General features: G+C 63.0%; 17 protein-coding genes. 4 read left to right on the top strand and 13 right to left on the bottom strand.

Annotated elements, in window-relative coordinates; all coding sequences use genetic code 11:
• Nucleotide 1: 1 nt before the first annotated feature.
• From RA29_RS10890 to RA29_RS10935, 10 genes are all read right to left on the bottom strand, one after another.
• Nucleotides 2–934, bottom strand: coding sequence for a glyoxylate/hydroxypyruvate reductase A (locus RA29_RS10890; protein ID WP_039685679.1), 933 nt, complete (start codon nt 932–934; stop codon nt 2–4).
• Complete coding sequence (locus tag RA29_RS10895; protein ID WP_039685681.1) at nt 931–1,341, bottom strand: VOC family protein; 411 nt, start codon at nt 1,339–1,341, stop codon at nt 931–933. The genes RA29_RS10890 and RA29_RS10895 overlap by 4 nt, the downstream gene beginning before the upstream one ends.
• 102 nt (nt 1,342–1,443) lie before the next feature.
• Nucleotides 1,444–1,914 carry a hypothetical protein gene (locus tag RA29_RS10900; protein WP_039685683.1) on the bottom strand — a complete coding sequence of 157 codons (471 nt, stop codon included), beginning with the start codon at nt 1,912–1,914 and terminating at the stop codon, nt 1,444–1,446.
• Nucleotides 1,914–3,062, bottom strand: a complete 1,149-nt coding sequence (gene rodA, locus RA29_RS10905) for a rod shape-determining protein RodA (RefSeq protein ID WP_039685685.1) — start codon at nt 3,060–3,062, stop codon at nt 1,914–1,916. Before rodA ends, RA29_RS10900 begins: the two co-directional genes overlap by 1 nt.
• Nucleotides 3,059–5,002: a penicillin-binding protein 2 gene (gene mrdA / locus RA29_RS10910; protein WP_039685687.1), complete on the bottom strand. Its 1,944-nt coding sequence runs from the start codon at nt 5,000–5,002 to the stop codon at nt 3,059–3,061. Before mrdA ends, rodA begins: the two co-directional genes overlap by 4 nt.
• Nucleotides 4,999–5,541 (bottom strand): hypothetical protein, encoded by a 543-nt coding sequence (locus tag RA29_RS10915; protein WP_039685688.1) that lies wholly within the window; start codon nt 5,539–5,541, stop codon nt 4,999–5,001. Before RA29_RS10915 ends, mrdA begins: the two co-directional genes overlap by 4 nt.
• Complete coding sequence (gene mreC, locus RA29_RS10920) at nt 5,538–6,431, bottom strand: rod shape-determining protein MreC (RefSeq protein ID WP_039685690.1); 894 nt, start codon at nt 6,429–6,431, stop codon at nt 5,538–5,540. The genes RA29_RS10915 and mreC overlap by 4 nt, the downstream gene beginning before the upstream one ends.
• A 150-nt stretch (nt 6,432–6,581) precedes the next feature.
• Nucleotides 6,582–7,628: a rod shape-determining protein gene (locus RA29_RS10925; RefSeq protein WP_039685692.1), complete on the bottom strand. Its 1,047-nt coding sequence runs from the start codon at nt 7,626–7,628 to the stop codon at nt 6,582–6,584.
• 146 nt (nt 7,629–7,774) lie between these two features.
• Entirely contained in the window at nt 7,775–8,566 is a 792-nt protein-coding gene (locus RA29_RS10930; RefSeq protein ID WP_039685694.1) for a hypothetical protein, read from the bottom strand.
• A gap of 217 nt (nt 8,567–8,783) precedes the next feature.
• Entirely contained in the window at nt 8,784–10,340 is a 1,557-nt protein-coding gene (locus tag RA29_RS10935) for a 2-isopropylmalate synthase (protein WP_039685696.1), read from the bottom strand.
• A 281-nt stretch (nt 10,341–10,621) separates the two neighbouring features.
• On the opposite strand from RA29_RS10935, the gene RA29_RS10940 reads away from it, so the two are divergent.
• Complete coding sequence (locus RA29_RS10940) at nt 10,622–11,284, top strand: SDR family NAD(P)-dependent oxidoreductase (RefSeq protein WP_039685698.1); 663 nt, start codon at nt 10,622–10,624, stop codon at nt 11,282–11,284.
• Nucleotides 11,281–12,807 (top strand): cryptochrome/photolyase family protein, encoded by a 1,527-nt coding sequence (locus tag RA29_RS10945; protein ID WP_193743514.1) that lies wholly within the window; start codon nt 11,281–11,283, stop codon nt 12,805–12,807. Before RA29_RS10940 ends, RA29_RS10945 begins: the two co-directional genes overlap by 4 nt.
• Nucleotides 12,808–12,810: 3 nt before the next feature.
• Here RA29_RS10945 and RA29_RS10950 read toward each other — a convergent pair whose 3' ends face one another.
• From RA29_RS10950 to RA29_RS10960, 3 genes are read right to left on the bottom strand one after another with little or no spacing between them, the layout of a single operon-like run.
• Nucleotides 12,811–13,545, bottom strand: a complete 735-nt coding sequence (locus tag RA29_RS10950) for a class I SAM-dependent methyltransferase (RefSeq protein WP_039685702.1) — start codon at nt 13,543–13,545, stop codon at nt 12,811–12,813.
• Between the two features lie 15 nt (nt 13,546–13,560).
• On the bottom strand, nt 13,561–14,262 hold the full coding sequence (locus RA29_RS10955; RefSeq protein ID WP_039685704.1) for a hypothetical protein: 702 nt from the start codon (nt 14,260–14,262) through the stop codon (nt 13,561–13,563).
• Nucleotides 14,249–15,637 carry a 2-isopropylmalate synthase gene (locus tag RA29_RS10960; RefSeq protein WP_039685706.1) on the bottom strand — a complete coding sequence of 463 codons (1,389 nt, stop codon included), beginning with the start codon at nt 15,635–15,637 and terminating at the stop codon, nt 14,249–14,251. The genes RA29_RS10955 and RA29_RS10960 overlap by 14 nt, the downstream gene beginning before the upstream one ends.
• 271 nt (nt 15,638–15,908) lie before the next feature.
• Here RA29_RS10960 and RA29_RS10965 point away from each other — a divergent pair, with 271 nt between their 5' ends.
• The gene (locus tag RA29_RS10965; protein WP_039685708.1) at nt 15,909–17,567 is read left to right on the top strand and encodes an NAD+ synthase; all 1,659 of its coding nucleotides are present in this window, start codon (nt 15,909–15,911) and stop codon (nt 17,565–17,567) included.
• A 102-nt stretch (nt 17,568–17,669) separates the two neighbouring features.
• Nucleotides 17,670–18,701 (top strand): Hint domain-containing protein, encoded by a 1,032-nt coding sequence (locus RA29_RS21900; RefSeq protein WP_052249599.1) that lies wholly within the window; start codon nt 17,670–17,672, stop codon nt 18,699–18,701.
• The last annotated feature ends 47 nt before the right edge of the window (nt 18,702–18,748 follow it).

The following is an 18,748-nucleotide window of genomic DNA, read 5'->3' on the forward strand; positions in this document are numbered from 1 at the left end:
GTCAGTACCCAGCGGTACGGTCCACCAGATGCAAGAACGGCTCTCCGGCTTCGCCGCGTCGGATGTTCTCGGCGATGGTCTTGCTGGAATAGGCCGCGCGCGTCTCTGACGCGATATGCGGTGTGACAGTTACGCGCGGGTGGGACCAGTAGGGGTGATCGGACGGCAGGGGTTCGATGCGGAACACGTCGAGCGTCGCGTGGTCAATATGACCGTTGTCGAGCGCGTCCAGCAGTGCCTCGTCATCAACCAGCGGCCCGCGCCCGGGGTTCAGAATACGCGCGCCCTTTGGCATCAGGGCCAGCGCGGGCGCATTCAATGTATTTTCGGTGGCCGGCGTCTTGGGCAACAGCAGCACGCAATAGTCGGCGACGGCCAGCGCATCCTCCAGCCCTGCGTCTCCCGACAGGCAGGTGATGCCCGCGATGTCTTTCGGTGATCTGCTCCATCCCGTGACCTGAAACCCCAGACCAGCAAGCGCGGTCGCGCAGGCAGCGCCAAGTTCACCAAGCCCCAGCACAGTCACGCGCGTGTCAAAGGACAGGGGCGGCGCAACAGGGTCCCATGTTCCCGCAGGGGCGTTGATGTGCGCGTCCATGCCTAGATGCAGGCGCAGGATATGCCCTGTCACCCACTCGACCATCCCTTGCGTCAGCGCAGGGTCCACCATGCGGCACAGCGGCAGATGCAGGGTCGGATTGCCCACGATGGCCTCAACCCCCGCCCAGAGGTTCAGCACCGCCTTGGCGCGGGTGAAGGTGGTGAAATCCTGCACTTCGGAATTGGGCGCGTAGACGATGTAGTCCACCTGATCTGCCGGGATGTCGGTTGCGATGTGGGCCTCTATGCCAAGAGCGGCAATCTCCTTGCGCAAGGGCGGTTCGTACTCCGCCCAACGGCTCTCTGTCGCGGCGAAAAGGACATTGACGGTCATGTGTCAAACGCTCCGCCCAGGTCGGCCATTCCCTTGATCTCAATCGGGTTGCCCGAGGGATCCATGAAGAACATGGTCGATTGCTCGCCCGGTTCGCCCTCGAACCTGATCTGCGGCTCCAGCACAAATTCCACGCCCTCAGCCACCAGCTTGTAGGCCAGCGCCCGCCAGTCCGCCATGGGCAGCATCGCACCAAAGTGGGGCATCGGTACATCGCAATTCCCGACCTTGCCCGTGGGCGCGCTGTCAAAGGGTTTCCCCAGATGGCAACTGAGCTGATGCCCGAAGAAATCGAAGTCCACCCAGGTGTCGGTGCTGCGCCCCTCTGTACAGCCCAGCAGGCCACCATAGAACGCGCGGGTTTCGTCCAGATCAGTCACGTTGAAGGCAAAGTGAAACAAGGCCATGGGGCACCTCCGGTCGTTGTCTGAGGGTGGTGTAGCGCCCCTATCCGCGAATGGGAAACGGCAGATTGTGATGTCATCGACATGGATTGGCGATGGATGTGATCAGGCGTGGTCACCCATGTAGCGCGCCAAACGCGCCTGCACGGTGCCATCGTCACTCAACAAGTTCCGCATCCAACTCTGCGTCTCGTGGATGACGATGTTCATCTCCCATACGCATCCAACGACCTCAGACTTACCGTCGCTGAAATCAGTTGGCCGCTCCCAACGCGCACGCATCTGATGGATGTTCGCCAGCACACTGCCCCATTGCCAGTAAAACACCGGTGAAACGACTGCCGTTTCCGCAAAGTGGACGATTTGAAAGCCAACACCATGGTTGCCATTTTCATCTTCAAGCGCCCCGGGCAGCGGCAGGCGGTGGTGCGCCTCCTTCGCAGCGGCATCCATCACATCCTGCGACAGCGCGCGTCCTTGTGCGAGGATCGCATATCGCTTCAGGCGCCAGCCGTCCCGCTGCATCGCGGGCATAGACAGCACCTCGCGCGCCTCATATTGGGTGAGGTGGGACATCAATACCCCTGCCGCGGCCTGTGCACATGCGCGCTTTGCGCCAGGCCAAAGGCCAGCATAAGCACCAGCATCGCTGACCCGCCAAAGCTGACCAGCGGCAGCGGCACACCCACGACCGGGGCGAGGCCCATCACCATCGACATATTCACTGCAAAGAACAAAAAGAAGTTGAGCGCGATGCCCAGCGTCAGAAGCGACGCAAACCGATCCTTGTTCGCCAGTGCCGACACCACGCAAAACACGATGATCAGCGCATAGAGCGTGAGCAGCGAAAACGCCCCGATGAACCCGAACTCCTCGGCCAGCGTGGTAAAGATGAAGTCGGTGTGCTTTTCGGGCAGGAAGTTTAGACGGCTTTGCGTGCCTTGCATGAACCCGCGCCCCGTCCAGCCGCCCGACCCAAGTGCGATCTTCGATTGCGTAATGTGATAGCCCGCCCCCAGCGGGTCCGAAGCGGGGTCTAGAAACGTGTCGATCCGGCGATACTGGTAGTCCTTGAGCAACTGCCACTCGGTTCCGCGCGACTGGAATACGGCTGTGATCAGGCCGACGCCAGCGCCAATGACTGCCGCGAAGTAGGCCCAGTGCACACCCGCCAGAAACATGATCCCGCCCCCTGCGGCGAGCAGCAGGATCGACGTGCCCAGATCCGGCTGTCGCAGCACCATCGCCACGGGCAACAGGATCAATAGCACCGGGATCAGTACCCAGAACGGGCGCGACTTCTTATGGCTCGGCAACCAGTCGTAATAGGCAGCCAGGATCATCACCAACGTGATCTTGGCCAGTTCGGATGGCTGAAGGCGCATGAAGCCAAGGTCGATCCACCGCTGCGCGCCCTTGCCGACAGAGCCGAAGAATTCCACGCCCAACAGCAACAAAAGCGTCCCGGCAAAGGCGACCCCTGCCATGTTGCGCCAGAACCAGATCGGCACCATGGCGACGATCAGCATCAGGACAAAGCCCATGACAAACCGCTTCATCTGCGGTTCGGCCCACGGGCTGAAAGACCCGCCGGCCACGGAATAGAGCATCAGGAAGCCGACGCAGGCCACAGCCGCCAGCAGCAAGGCAAGCGGCCAGTTCAGATACAGGATCTTGCGCGGTCCCGACGGGACATGTTTGACCGTGTACTCAAGATAACTCATGCTTGATCACGCCCCGCGAAATTGGCGACAGGCTGGATGCCACGCAGCACCTGTTGCTGCTGCTTGATGCGGTCGCGGTCCTTGGTCGGGTAGGCTTCAAGCGGCGGCTCGCCACCGTAAAGCGCTTGCAGGGTCACATCGCGGGCAATGGGGGCGGCTGCCTTGGACCCGCCGCCGCCATGTTCGACGATGACGGCCACCGCGATCTTGGGATCGTCATAAGGCGCGAAGTTAACGAACAGCGCGTGATCCCGACGCTCCCACGGCAAGTCCTCGTTTCGGACCACACCGGCGCGTCGTTCGGCGGCGGTGATGTTGCGGACCTGGCTGGTGCCCGTCTTGCCCGCCATGCGCACGGCATCCTCGATGATACGGCTGCCATAGGCCGTGCCGCGCCGGTCATTGACGGTGGCGTACATGGCCCGGCGCATCTTGCGCAGGTTGTTTTCATTCATACCCAGGCTCGGTCCCGCGCCCGAAGGCTGTTCGATCCCGTCGATGGTCTTGATCAGCCGGGGTTTCACGGCCGTGCCAGACGCCAGCCGCGCCGTCATCACCGCGAGTTGCAGGGGCGAGGACAGCAAGAACCCTTGCCCGATCGAGGCGTTGACCGTGTCGCCCACCACCCAGCTTTGCCCGTGCACCCGGCTTTTCCAGTCCATGGTTGGCATCAGCCCCTGAGCGACCGCAGACATCGGAATGTCGTGCCGTTCGCCCAGGCCAAAACGGCGGGCCATCGCGCTGATCTTTTCGATCCCGACCTTCACGGCCAGATCGTAGTAGTAGATGTCGCAGGACTGCTTGAGCGAGTTTTGCAAATCGACCCAGCCATGGCCTGCGCGTTTCCAGCAGTGGAAGCGACGGCCTGCGACCTCAAGATGGCCGGGGCAATAGACTGTCTCGTCAGGGCCGATCAGCCCTTCTTCCAGGGCGGCCATGGCGGTGACCATCTTGAAGGTTGAGCCGGGGGGATATGTGCCCTGCACCGCCTTGGAGGCGAGCGGGCGGTACTTGTTCTCGGTCAACATGTTGTAATCACGGCTGGAAATGCCGCGCACAAACAGGTTGGGGTCGTATGTGGGCGCCGAACAGATGGACAGAAGGTCGCCGTTTTCCACATCCATGACGATGGCACTGGCGCTTTCGCCATTCAACCGCGCCTGCACATAGCTTTGCAGTTTGCTGTCGATGGTCAGTTGCAGGTCTGACCCCGGCGTGCCCTCCCGCCGATCCAACTCGCGCATGACGCGGCCCGCGGCGTTCACCTCGACCCGGCGGGCACCGGCCTTGCCGCGCAGGTTTTCCTCGATCTTGGCTTCAACCCCCACCTTGCCGATCTGGAAGCGCGGGATGCGCAGCAACTGGTCCGGATCCTCGATCCGCTGCAAATCAAAGTCGCTGACCGGGCCGACATAGCCGAGCACATGGGCATAGTCCGAACCTAAGGGGTAGACGCGGCTCAGGCCCACTTCCGGCGTGACGCCGGGCAGGGCGGGCGCGTTGACCGATACGCGGCTCAGGTCCTCCCAGCTGACTTCTTCCGCGACGGTGATCGGCAGGAAAGGGGCAGAGCGTTTCATTTCGGCGAGGGCGCGCTGCACTTCGTCCGGGTCGAGGGTGACGAGCTTGCCGAGCGCTTCGACAGAAGCTTCAATATCCCCCGCATCCTCGCGCACCATCACGATGCGGTAGCTGGGCACGTTGCGGGCGAGTGCGACACCGTTGCGGTCAAAAATCTCGCCGCGGGCGGGCGGGATCAGGCGGATGTTTATCCGGTTTTCCTCCGCCAGCAGGCGGAACTGGTCTGCCTGATCGACCTGCAGGAACTGCATCCGCGCCCCAAGCGCACCGACAAAGGCGAGTTGCACCCCACCCAAGATCGCGGCGCGGCGGGTGAGCAAACGGTGGTTTGCTTCGACATCAACGCGGGGTCGCTTCATGATCGCACTCCTTTGCCGTCAATATCGCCCGGCGTGGGCTTGCGCACGCCCATCAGTGCGTGGGTGATCACCACGACAAATGGGTAGGCTGCGGCCGTCACCACAATCTGGATCAGTGCCGGGCCAAGCGGCGGAATTTCGACCAGGAGAACGGCGAGGATAATGCGGTAGGCCAGCCCGACGCCCACGATCCACAGCGCCGCCGACATCATCTCGGCCGCGAGGCTGGCGTCGCGGAGCGATCGTGACTGCCCCTTCATCTGCTCGCAGGCGATGAGGGCCAGCAGCGCCCAGAGGCCGGGGGGGCGTTGCAGGAGCAGGTCTGCCATCAGGAATAATATGGCGAGCAGTCCGGCGGGCACGTAATCGGGGCGGCGCACGGACCAGGCGAGAGCGAAGAGCAGCAGGAAATCTGGCCAGATCAGCCCGCCTGTCGCCGTTTGCAGGGGCAAAAGGTGCAGGAATAGGATCAGCAGCACCAGCATCGAGAAAGCGATGCGCATGGTCCAGAGGCGGGTGGAGGGGGCGACGTCGCTCATTCCGGCACTTCCGTATCCAGCAGGAGGGCCGCGCCGCCGGGGGCGAGAATGGTGCTGTCGTCGGTCACGGGCTCGGTGCCGTAGTGGCGTAGGACGCGCAGGAATTCGAGCCGTTCGTAGTCAGCCGCCAGCCGCACCCTAAGCCGCCCGCCCGGGTCGGCGGCGACCTGCCCGATCAGGAGGCCTGCGGGGAATACGCCTCCGTCGCCGGAGCTGATCACCCGGTCGCCGGGGCGCACGAGGTCGGGGTTTTCTAGGAAGTCGATGGGGGGTGCTGCCGAGTTGTCCCCCGCCACGATGGCCCGCTGGCCCGAGGGTTGGATGATCGCAGGCACGCGGCTGGAGGCGTCAGTGACCATGATCACCCGCGCCGTGTTCTGGGCCACGCCCGAGATACGCCCCACAAGGCCGATGCCATCCATGGTGGCCCAGCCTTCGACAATCCCGTCGCGGGCGCCGACATTCAGCAGGACCGACTGGCGGAAGGGGGAGCCTGAATCGGCCAGCACCACGCCGGTGATGTAGGTCAGGCGCGGGTCGAGGCGGACGTTGTTGAGATCGAGGAGGCGCGCGTTTTCCTGTTCGAGTTGGAGGGCTGCTTCCTTCCAGGCCTGCATCTGGCGCAGCTCGCGCCGGAGTTCGGTGTTTTGCTCGGCGATGCGGCGGTAGCTTTGGAAATCGCGGAAGAGATTTATGGTGCCTGTGACCGGTGCCATGGCCCAATCCATGTTGGGGACGATCCGGTCCGTGACCTGCGCCCGGAACCGTTCGACCCTTGGGCTGTCGATGCGCCACAAGAGGAACGTGCCGGCCAGCGCCAGCACCAGGACAGCCAGAATAAGCCGCCGCAGCGGGCCGCCGTAATCTACCTGTCCGCGGTCCTTGGCCAAGGCGGTGTCACCTCAAGATATGGTCCGTTCACTGGATGGTCCGACATTTGCCCCGACAGGGCAAGAGACCTGGTGTCCCACGCTGGGACATTTTGAATATCGCGCCAAAACAGGCCCTTAGCCGGTTACCAGAGTCTTAACGACACCGGTTTAGCTGTCGTAGTCGATGGCGTGGCGCAGTTGTTTTTCGTATTCCAGCGCCTTGCCGGTGCCAAGGGCCACGCAGTTCAAGCTTTCGTCAGCAATCGACACGGCAAGGCCGGTCTGTTCGCGCAGCGCCAGATCGAGATCACCCAGCAGCGCGCCGCCCCCCGTGAGCATCACGCCCCGGTCCACGATGTCCGCCGCCAGATCGGGCGGCGTGGTTTCGAGCGCGGTCATCACCGCCTCGCAGATTTGCTGGACGGGTTCGGCCAGTGCTTCTGCGATCTGGGCCTGCGTCACTTCAATCTCTTTCGGCACGCCGTTCAGCAGGTCGCGGCCCCGGATTTGCATGGAACTGCCGCGTCCGTCGTCGGGCATGCGAGCCGTGCCGATGGAGGTCTTGATCCGCTCTGCCGTCGTCTCGCCCACAAGCAGGTTCTGCTGGCGGCGCAGGTAGGAAATGATCGCCTCGTCCATGCGGTCGCCGCCGACGCGGACGGAGCGGGCGTAGACGATGTCGCCGAGCGACAGCACGGCCACTTCGGTCGTCCCGCCGCCGATGTCCACGACCATGTTGCCGGTGGGATCGGTGATGGGCATGCCTGCGCCGATGGCGGCGGCGATGGGTTCCGCGATCAGGCCCGCGCGGCGTGCCCCTGCGGACAGCACCGATTGGCGGATCGCGCGTTTTTCAACGGGGGTCGCGCCGTGGGGGACGCAGACGATGATCTTGGGCTTCGAGAAGGTCGAGCGTTTGTGCACCTTGCGAATGAAGTGCTTGATCATCTCTTCGGCGGTGTCGAAGTCGGCGATCACACCTTCGCGCATGGGGCGGATGGCCTCGATAGACCCGGGCGTACGGCCCAGCATCAGCTTGGCGTCTTCGCCCACGGCGAGCACCTTTTTCACGCCGTCCTTGACGTGGTAGGCCACGACCGAGGGTTCCGACAGGATCACGCCGCGCCCCTTGACGTAGACCAGCGTGTTGGCGGTGCCGAGGTCGATCGCCATGTCGGACGAAAACAGACCGCCGAGATTTCCGAATACTGACATTTACGTGCCCCAAAAGCTTATTGGCGCCCCGACTCGGGGGCGCGTGCAACCCGGGGACTTATAGGGATGGGCGGGCGTGGATTAAAGGCCGTTTTGGGAGCAGCGCGGGGCGTCAGCGGTTTATGTCCGGTGGTCATGCCGATGGTTCAGAGCGGTCCCGGGCCAATCCTGCCGACGATGACATCCTGTTCGAATCCTGTTCCCTTGAGGTCGGATACCAGCGCTGCGCTGAAAAAGACGGAGTTGATGATCTTGTCGTCCCACCAGACGGCAAGCCCGTCGTCGGGCTGTGTCAGTGGTGTGAGGTCGTGCCACGTCTCTTTCTCGCGGTAGACAGAGAATTCCGGGTATGACGCATAGCGGTTTTTGCTGAGTTTCGATGTCCGGATGTCCAGTGTCGGACGGAATGTGCCGGGGGCGAGCAGATAGGCGCGTGCATCATATGTGTTCAGTCCGTCAACGTCGTAGATGTCGACGGGCAGAAGGGCGGCTTCGCCCAGATTGTGCTGGCGGAAGATGTTCGCGATGTCCTCGCGCACATAGAAGGCGTCCCTCCGCCCGGCGGTGAAGACGGTCGGGATCGGGTCCGGCAAGCGCACGCCAGGCTGGACGTAGAGATTGCGCGGAAGCTGGTCGCGTGCAGTGACATCCCCTTTTCTGAACGCCTTCCAGATTGGTGCAACCCGGTCTACTTCGGCTTTTTGCGCGGCATCCCATGTGCCCCCGACGTTGAACGCCTTGAACTCGTGCAGCGCGTTGAGCCGCGGGTGCGGTGCGTCGAATCCGCGTTCAGTGACGCAGAAAACGCCGGGTGCATCCGGCGCTGCAACCGGGATGTGGTCGCGCGTGGGGTCGGGGATGTGTTTTGGCTTGGGTGGTTTGGGAAACGTCGGCATCGGCTTTTTATTGGCGGGGCGTTTGAAGAAGCCGGTGTTCATTTTGTCATCCCTTCGCATCGCTGAGACCTGCGCTGTTGCGTAGGATAGCTCGCCATTGCGGCGAAAGGATGGCTGTGCGTGCGTCAGCGGTGCTGAAATCCGCGGGATGCGTGGGGATTGGAGCGGCGGGGACACCTCGCAAAGGTGCGCAGTGAATGCGCACCCTACGGTTCCATCGTGTTGGCATTCGTCAGGCGGGCGTGTCGCCCGCCCGACTTTAGCTGACGTCTTTGTAGCTGACCTCGCGCCGGTCCGAGCCTGCCTTTTCCCGCCGCACCAGCAGGCGGTTGAGGGCGTGGACATAGGCCTTGGCCGAGGCGACGACCGTGTCGGTGTCTGCCGACTGGCCGGTGACGATGCGCCCGGCTTCTTCCATACGCACCGATACGGTGGCTTGCGCGTCCGTGCCTTCGGTCACCGCGTGGACCTGGTAGAGTTGCAGGCGCGCCTCGTGCGGGAAGAGCGCCTTGACCGCGTTGAACGTCGCATCGACCGGGCCGTCGCCGGTTTGCGTCGTCATGTGCTGGGTGCCGTCGATGGTCATCACCAGATCGGCCACTTGCGGGCCTTCGGTGCCGCAGCGCACGGCCAGCTTTTCGACTTTCAGCCGTTCGTCTTCGGGGTCGGAGGACGTGCGCATGAGGGCGATCAGGTCGTCGTCGAAGATTTCCTTTTTACGGTCGGCGAGCGCTTTGAACCGGACAAAGACGTCCTTGAGCTGGTTGTCGCCCACCTCGAACCCCAGTTGTTCGAGCTTGTCGCGCAGGGCGGCGCGGCCCGAGTGCTTGCCCATGACGAGGTTGGTTTCGGACAGGCCGACGTCTTCGGGGCGCATGATCTCGAACGTTTCGGCGTTTTTGAGCATGCCGTCCTGGTGGATGCCGGATTCGTGGGCGAAGGCGTTTTTGCCGACGATGGCCTTGTTGAACTGGACGGGGAAGCCCGAGACCGCCGCGACGCGGCGCGAGATGTTCATGATCTTGGTTGAATCGATGCCAGTCTGGAAGGGCATGATGTCGTTGCGGACCTTGAGGGCCATGACCACTTCTTCCAGCGCGGTGTTGCCGGCCCGTTCGCCCAGACCGTTGATCGTGCATTCGATCTGGCGTGCGCCTGCGTCCACGGCCGCCAGCGAGTTGGCTGTCGCCATGCCCAGGTCGTTGTGGCAGTGGGTCGAGAAGGTGATGGTGTCCGCACCGGGCACGTTTTCGATGAGCTTGCGGATCAGGTCGGCGCTTTCGCGCGGGGCGGTGTAGCCGACGGTGTCGGGGATGTTGATCGTCGTGGCGCCCGCCTTGATCGCGATTTCGACGACCCGGTAGAGGTAGTCAAGCTCGGTGCGCGTGGCGTCCATGGGCGACCATTGCACGTTGTCGCAGAGGTTGCGGGCGTGGCTGACCGTTTGTTCGATCCGCTCGGCCATTTCGTCCTGTGTCAGGTTCGGGATGGCGCGGTGCAGGGGCGAGGTGCCGATGAAGGTGTGGATGCGCGGTTTCTGCGCGTGTTTCACCGCTTCCCAGCAGCGGTCGATGTCGGGCAGTTGCGCGCGGGCGAGGCCGCAGATGACCGCGTTTTGGGTCTGTTTGGCGATTTCGGAGACGGCGTTGAAGTCGCCCTCGGACGCGATGGGAAAGCCCGCCTCGATGATGTCGACGCCCATGTCGTCGAGCAGGTTCGCGATCTCCAGCTTTTCGGCGTGGGTCATGGTGGCGCCGGGGGATTGTTCGCCGTCGCGGAGGGTCGTGTCGAAGATGACAACTTTGTCTTGGGTCATTGGTATCTCTTTTCTGTCCTAATCCTCAGGCGCGGGAGGCATCCTCTGAGCGGTCGCGCCGTTGGGCACGCTCAGAGGCGGGTTAGGAGCAGGAGGCCACGCAGAAGCGCGCCGGTGCGGCGTGCGACAGGGATATGCGTGGCGTGTGTCATGCGGGTAGTTATACGCGCTGGGTTTGAAATGGGAAGTGGGGAATTCTGGTGGCGGATCGGCCCTGCGGGGCGAGTTTATTTGGCAAGATGAAGTTGATGGATCGGGTTTGACTGCTAGCTCCTGCGTCCATGGAGAAGGTTTTGATACTTGGTGCGTCTGGTGGGATCGGGTCGGCTTTGGTGGCTGTCTTTGAGGCGCGGGGGGCTGAGGTGGATCGGCTGTCGCGGTCTGTTGATGGGTTTGATGTGACCGATGTTGCATCGGTCGAGTGGCACTTGGCGGGGCGTGGGCCTTATGACCGGGTCGTTGTGGCGACGGGGGCGTTGGAGATTGATGGGGCTGCGCCGGAGAAGACGGTGAAGGGGTTGGACCCGGCGGCCATGATGGACCAGTTTGCGTTGAATGCGGTTGGGCCTGCTTTGGTTTTGTCCCACGCGCATCGCTTGCTGGACCGGGAAGCGCCGGGGGTGTTTGCTGTGCTCTCGGCGCGTGTTGGGTCGATTGGGGACAACCGGATTGGTGGGTGGGTGTCCTATCGCGCCGCCAAGGCCGCGGTGAACCAGGTGGTGCGGACGGCGTCGATTGAGTTGGCGCGGACGCATAAGCGGGCTGCTGTGGTGGCGTTGCATCCGGGGACTGTGGCGACGGCGTTTACCGAGAAGTATCTCGGGCGGCATCCGTCCGTGCCACCCGCGCAGGCGGCTGCTGAGTTGATCGCTGTCATGGACGGGGTGGGGCCGGAGCAGACCGGCAAGTTCTTTGACTATTCAGGGGCGGAGGTGCCGTGGTGAGCCGGTTGATTTTGGTGTTGGGGGATCAATTGTCGGACGGCGTTGCGGCCTTGCGGGAGGCTGACAAGTCGAGCGATGTTGTGGTGATGGCCGAGGTGGCGGATGAGGGGTCTTATGTGCCCCATCACCCCAAGAAGATCGCGCTGATCCTCGCTGCTATGCGCAAGTTTGCGGCGCGCTTGCGGGACGAGGGGTGGACCGTCGACTACTCCGAACTGGACGATACCGAAAACAGCCAGTCGATCACCGGTGAGTTGCTGCGCCGGGCCGAGCAGCGGGGGGCGTCGGAGGTGATTGCGACACGGCCCGGGGAGTATCGGTTGATCGCGGCCCTTGAGGAGTGCCCGCTGAAGGTCACGCTGTTGGAGGATGACCGGTTTATCGCCTCCCATAAGGAGTTCGAGGATTGGGCCGAGGGGCGCAAGGCGCTGCGGATGGAGTATTTCTATCGCGATATGCGCCGCAAGACCGGGCTGATGATGGAGGGCGACCAGCCTGCGGGCGACAAGTGGAACTATGACCACGATAATCGCAAGCCTGCGCCCGATGACGTGGATTTTGGCGGGCCGATGCAGTTTACGCCGGATGATACGGTCGAGGCGGTGCTGGATCTGGTGGAGCGCCGCTTTGGCAACCATTTTGGCGATTTGCGCCCGTTCTGGTTTGCCACCGATCAAGGGCAGGCGCGACAAGCGTTAGCGCATTTTGTGGCTCATGCCTTACCCAAGTTTGGCGATTTTCAGGATGCGATGCTGGCGGAGAACCGATTTCTCTATCACGCGGTTGTGGGCCTTTACATCAACATTGGTCTTTTGGACCCGCTGGAGGTGTGTCAGGCGGTGGAGCAGGCGTGGAAGGATGGCGATGCCCCGATCAATGCGGCAGAGGGCTTCATTCGGCAGATCATCGGCTGGCGGGAATATGTGCGGGGCATCTATTTCCTGCACGGGCCCGACTATCCGCGCCGCAATGGGTTGAACCACCAGCGGAAATTGCCGGAGTTCTACTGGGGTGGCGAGACGCGGATGCGCTGTATCTCGAAAGCCGTCGAGCAGACGGGGGCCGAGGCCTATGCCCACCATATCCAGCGGCTGATGGTGACGGGGAACTTTGCGCTGCTCGCGGGCCTCGATCCGGCAGAGGTGTCGGAATGGTACCTGGCTGTCTACGCAGATGCGTTTGAATGGGTGGAGGCGCCCAATGTCGTGGGTATGTCGCTGTTTGCGGATGGCGGTGTGATCGCGTCGAAGCCCTATGTGTCGTCGGGCGCTTACATCAACCGGATGTCGGATTACTGCAAAGGGTGCCACTACAAGGTGAGCGTCAAGACGGGCGAGGGGGCGTGCCCGTTCAACCTGCTGTACTGGCATTTTCTGGACCGGCATCGGGGCCGGTTTTCGAACAATGCGCGGATGGGCAACATGTACCGGACATGGGATCGGATGGATGAAGATCGGCGTGAGACCGTGCTGAAAGAGGCCGAGGCTTTCTTGGAGCGGATGTCGGCCGGTGAGCTGGTGTAAGCTCTATGCCGGTTTCTGCCAGACGGAGATATGGCTGCGGCTGGTTCGGGTGAACGGTGATCTGGACCAATCGGACCACCGATGTTCGAGTGTGAGCCCGGCAATCCGTGCCATCAGGTCCATTTCGGCGGGCCACGCATAGCGGAACTGGACCGTTAGCATGTCGGTGCCCTGGTCTGTCATCCATACGTGGCGTGAGTTGTAGGTCTGCTGCGCGACGTCGAACACGTCCGTGCCGAAGTGGTCGTCGTCTGCCGCAAAGGCGCGTTTGCATTCGCCGAACGGCAGGTCCTGCAGCGGTGGGATCAGGGTTTCGACCACGAAGCGCCCGCCGGGTTGCAGGTGGGCGGCGGCGTTCTCAAAACAGGCCACCTGAGCGTCCTGTGTTGTCAGATTGTCGATGGTGTTGAAGACCAGTGCCACGAGGGCAAAGGGGCCCGGGACCTCCGCGCGGGTCATATCGCCGATGACCACGGGGATGTCCGCGCCGCCGGGTTTCGCGCGCATCTGGTCGACCATGGCTGCCGACAGTTCGATCCCGGCGACATGGATGCCGCGGGCTGCCAGGGGCAGGGCGATGCGGCCTGTGCCGATTGCGAATTCGAGGATCGCGCCGCCGTCGGCGAGGGCGGCCAATGTGTCCACTGTGGCGTTCAGGGCGTCCGGTGCGGTCGCGCCGTGCCGTTCGTCGTAGGTGCTGGCGACATGTGTGTCGAAGGCGCCGTCTTTGTCCGTCATGTTCCGGCTGTCCCGTCAGTCTGTGCCTTTAGCGACGCAGGCGTCGAAACCGTCGATGTCGCGGTCGGTGCTGATCTTGTCCGAGCAGGCGGTGACCTTTTGCACGCAAGACACATCGAGTTTGGGGAACTGGCAGGTCGTCATCGCGGCGAGCAGGGCCTGGGCGGCGGCCTCTTCCCATTCCTGGCCTGCGGCAGCCCCTTCGATGGTGATGCCGAGCGCGTGGGCAACAGGCGTGCCCGCCCCCTCCATCGACCACGAGGTGCTGTGGGTGGAGCCATCGGAGAGGGTGAATGTGGCCGTGACCTCGGGCGCTTCGATCAGGTCGTGCAGGGTGCCGAAGGCGGGGGCCGTCCCCTCGCCATGCCAGAGCCGGTCGCGCAAGCTGCGCCCTTGGGTCATTGCGTATTCGACCACCCGGCCACGTTCGGCGCGGGCTTCGATGGATTTGGTCTTGAAGCCTTGGGGGGTGAGGGTGGCCACGGCCCCTTCGCCTGCGAAGTCGGCGCTGTCATCGGGCAGGGAAAAGAGCGCGTAGACCCGTCCGGCGGGGTTTCGGTAGAGGTGCAGGGTGGTGCCGTCGGCGGCTTCGGTGACGGCCGCCCGGGTGTCGAAGCCGTTGAACGGGTCGGAAAAGCCCTCAACCGTGCGCCATTCGGCCTGTGCCGTGCTGCCGATGAGGCAGGCCGCTGCTGCGACGGCCCTAGCTGTCTTCATTCAGCGTTCCGCTTTTCCATTCGCCGGTGGTTTCCTCGCCCGTGGCGTAGCGCATTGTGCCGGTGCCCTGGCGTTTGCCGCCCTCGAACATGCCCTCGTAAATGTCGCCGCTGGCATAGGTGGCGATGCCCTGGCCGTTGATTTCACCGTTGCGCCATTCGCCTTCATAGGTAAAGCCGTTGGCCATCACGATTTTGCCGGTGCCGTGGCGCTGGCCGTCCTGGAACGTGCCCGTGTAGACGGACCCGTCGGGGTAGGTGGCCTTGCCCTGGCCCTGGCGTTTGCCATCGATCCAGTTGCCTTCGTAGCGGTAGCCGTCGGCATAGGTCATGACGCCGGTGCCGTGGTTGCGGGCGTTCTTGAAGCTGCCCTCGTAGGTGATGCCGTTGGGGTAGGTGATCTTGCCCTGGCCTTCGATCACGCCCGCGATCCATTCGCCTTCGTAGACGGCGCCGTCGGGATAGGTGATCTTGCCTTTACCTTGGGGCAGGTCGTCGACGAATTCTCCTTCGTAGACGGAGCCATCGGGGTAGGTGACGCGGCCCGTGCCCTCGATCTGGCCCTCGGCCCATTGGCCGATGTAGCGGTAGCCGTCATTGCCGATGAAGGTGCCCTGGCCGTGGCGGCGGTCGTCGGTGAATTGCCCTTCGTAGACGTCGCCATTGGCGTAGGTGACGCGCCCCTGACCCTCGCGTTTGCCGGCGACGAGGTCGCCCTCGTAGACGTCGCCATTGGGTTGGGTGAGTGTGCCGGTGCCGTCGATCTGGCCGCCCGTCCACAGGCCCACATAGACCAGCCCGTCGGGTGTGGTCAGCTTGCCCTCGCCCTGGCGTTTGCCCGCTTCGATCTGGCCGTCATAGACGGAGCCATCGGGGTAGGTGATCACCCCCATCCCCTGCTTGATGCCGTCGATCCAGTCGCCGCGGTATTCGTAGCCGCCGGGCGATTGCATGGTGCCCTTGCCGTGGTGTTTGGCGTTGCGGAACTGGCCCTCGTAGCGGACGCCGTTGGCGTAGATCGCCACCCCTTCGCCCACGATCGCGCCCGATTGCCATTCGCCCTCATATGTGCCGCCATCGGCGAAGGTGATCTTGCCGAAGCCCTCAGGCTTGCCTTTGGAGAACGTGCCTTCGTAGACCGAGCCGTTGGGGAAGCGCGCGGTGCCTTCGCCCTTGATCTCGCCATCGACCCATTCGCCGGAATACTCATAGCCGTTGGGCAGCCGGTAGGTGCCCTGCCCGTGCTGGAGGCCGCCGCGGAAGGTGCCCTCGTAGATGCCGCCATCATCATATTGCTTGGTCAGCACGGCGCCCGATTGCGCCAGTGCGGCACCGGGCAACAGGCATAGGCAGAAGATCAGACCGCGGACGGACATGGCTCACCTCTCAAGATTCGTTGGCTTGCCCCCGTGGGGCAGGCGCGGAAAGGGTAAGGCAGGGGGCGGCGGGGGGCAATGGGGTTGGCGCGGACGTGATCCAAAGGCCGCTGTCGCGACGACATTGTGTGGGGGGCTCTGCCCCCGCCCGTGCCGGGCTCCCCCGAGGTATTTCCGGCCAGAAGAAGGGTGTGTCGTCGCGTTGTCGCGGGTGGGTTTCCTCCGTCCTGCTTTCTGCTACATCACGCGGGACGTTGAAGGAGGGCCTGTCATGGCCGACACATTCCGCATCACCCTGGGCCAGTTGAACCCTGTCGTGGGTGACATTCCCGGCAATGCTGCCAAGGCCAAGGCCGTTTGGGAGGCGGGCCGCGACGCGGGCGCCGATCTGGTGGCGCTGCCGGAGATGTTCATCACCGGCTACAATGCGCAGGATCTGGTGGTGAAGCCCGCCTTTCACACCGCTGCGATGAAGGCGGTGGAGGCGCTGGCCGAGGACTGTGCCGACGGGCCGACGCTGGCCATTGGCTGCCCCTGGACTGAGGGGGCGGAGTTGTTCAACGCCTATCTGATCTGTCGCGGTGGCAAGGTCGTGAGCCGGTTGCTCAAGCACAACCTGCCGAATGAGACCGTCTTTGACGAGGTGCGTATCTTTGATGCGGGGCCTTTGGGTGGCCCCTATTCCGTCGGCAATACCCGCGTTGGCAGCCCGATCTGTGAAGATGCCTGGCACCCGGAGGTGTCGGAGACTTTGCAGGAGACAGGCGCCGAGTTTCTGTTGGTGCCCAATGGATCGCCTTACTATCGCGGCAAGTTCGAGACCCGGTTGAACCATATGGTTGCCCGTGTGATCGAGACGGGCCTGCCGCTGATCTACCTGAACATGGTGGGCGGGCAGGACGATCAGGTCTTTGACGGGGGCAGCTTTGCCTTGAACCCCGGTGGGGCGCTGGCGCTGCAATTGCCTGTTTTTGATGAGATCGTGTCCCATGTCGATCTGGCGCGCGGGTTGGAGGGCTGGCGCGTGGTTGAGGGAGAGAAGGCCGTTCATCCCGACGAATGGGAGCAGGATTACCGGGTCATGGTCACGTCCTTGCGCGACTATTGCGGCAAGACCGGGTTCAAGAAGGTGCTGCTTGGCATGTCGGGAGGTGTCGATTCCGCGCTGGTGGCGACCATTGCCGCCGATGCGCTGGGCCCCGACAATGTGCGCTGTGTCATGCTGCCGTCAGAATACACGTCGCCGCATTCGCTGGAGGATGCCGAGGCGTGTGCCACGGCACTGGGCTGTCACTATGATTACGTGCCGATTGCCGAGACGCGGGCAGCGGTGACGTCGACCCTTGCCCCCTTGTTCGCGGGGACAAACGAAGGGCTGACCGAGGAGAACATCCAGAGCCGCATTCGGGGGCTGTTGCTGATGGCACTGTCCAACAAGTTCGGCGAGATGCTGCTGACCACGGGCAACAAATCCGAGGTGGCCGTGGGCTATGCCACGATCTATGGCGACATGGCGGGCGGCTATAATCCGATCAAGGATCTCTACAAGACCCGCGTGTTCGAGACCTGCCGCTGGCGCAATGCCAATCATCGCGACTGGATGATGGGGAATGCCGGTGAGGTGATTCCGGATCGGATCATCACCAAGCCGCCGAGTGCGGAGTTGCGCGAGGATCAGAAGGACAGTGACAGCCTGCCGGATTATCCCGAGCTGGATGCGCTGCTGGACATTCTGGTGGATCAGGACGGGTCGATTGCGGATTGCGTGGCTGCAGGCTTTGATGCGGATGTGGCACGCAAGGTGGAGCGGTTGATTTACCTGAGCGAATACAAGCGGTTCCAGTCTGCACCGGGTGCACGCCTGACCGCGCGGGCCTTCTGGCTGGACCGGCGCTATCCCATCGTGAACCGGTGGCGCGACCCGAGCTGATTTTCGCTGAATTGTTGCTAAAAAGGGCGGTCGTTTCGGGGCGTGCTTAACAGCGCGTAAGGACGGTGCGGGCATTGCTGTGGGCAAAAGGATGCCCGCGCGATGACACTGACCTTTTATGCGGAAGACAATGAGTTTGGGGTTGCGACCGGGGACAATGTGAACTCGGGCAACGGGACAAGCACGTTCGACTATCCGCCAACCTCTACGTTGGACCTGGTGATCACCTCGCATGAGGATGATGACAATCCGCGCCTGTTTGAAGTCGGTGAAGCCTATTCCCTGTCATTCGAGGGCAATGGCGGCACAACGTTGGAGGATGCGACGGTTATTCGAAGCGATCCGTTTTCCGGCAACAAGGGCGCGGTGGTTTTTGAGGGTACGAACCCGCAAGGCGAGGTGGTGCAGGTTGTCTGGTCGCCGAATTTCGATCTGGAACAGTGGTACTTTGACAATTTTCAGAACGGGCAATCGCCCGGGTTTTACAATTATGATCGGGTGGATCCGGACTATGGCTATGCGTGTTTTGCTGCGGGAACGCTGGTTCGAACGGTGGCGGGGGTGACACCGGTTGAGCGCATTGCGCCGGGTGATCTGGTTCCGACGCTGGATGGTGCTGTTGAGCCGGTGTTGTGGGTGGCGTCGTCGACCGTGCCCGGTTTCGGGCGGGCCGCACCCGTGACCGTGATGCCGGGGATTTTGGGCGCGACCGCGCCGGTCGTTGTGTCGCCGCAGCATCGCATTCTGATCCGTGATGCGAGGTGCGAGGCGCATTTTGGCACGGCGGAGGTGTTTGTGGCTGCGGGCCATCTGGTCGATGGGCATGCCATTCAGCGCAGCTATTGCAAGCGCGTGACGTATCATCATTTGCTGTTTGAACGGCACGAGGTGATTTCGGCCAGCGGCTTGTATAGCGAGAGCCTGCTGTTGGGCGATGATATGCGTGGCGTCATGTCGGAGGCTGCCCATGACCGCTTTGAAGCTGATTTTGGTGGGCGGTTTCCAAAAACGCGGATGCATGTGATGGCCCGCCGCGTGTTGCGTAGGCGCGATGCGCCGTTGGTTCGTTCGTGGCTGGGGCTGAAGGCGGGGGACGACACGCGGCCGCCGCCCAGTTTTCTTTACGCAGCCTGAGGCCGCCCAAGCGCCGTTGTCTGCGCAATCGTCCCGCGGGCTGGTGT

Source organism: Tateyamaria sp. ANG-S1 (genome assembly GCF_000814025.1).
GTDB lineage: Bacteria > Pseudomonadota > Alphaproteobacteria > Rhodobacterales > Rhodobacteraceae > Tateyamaria.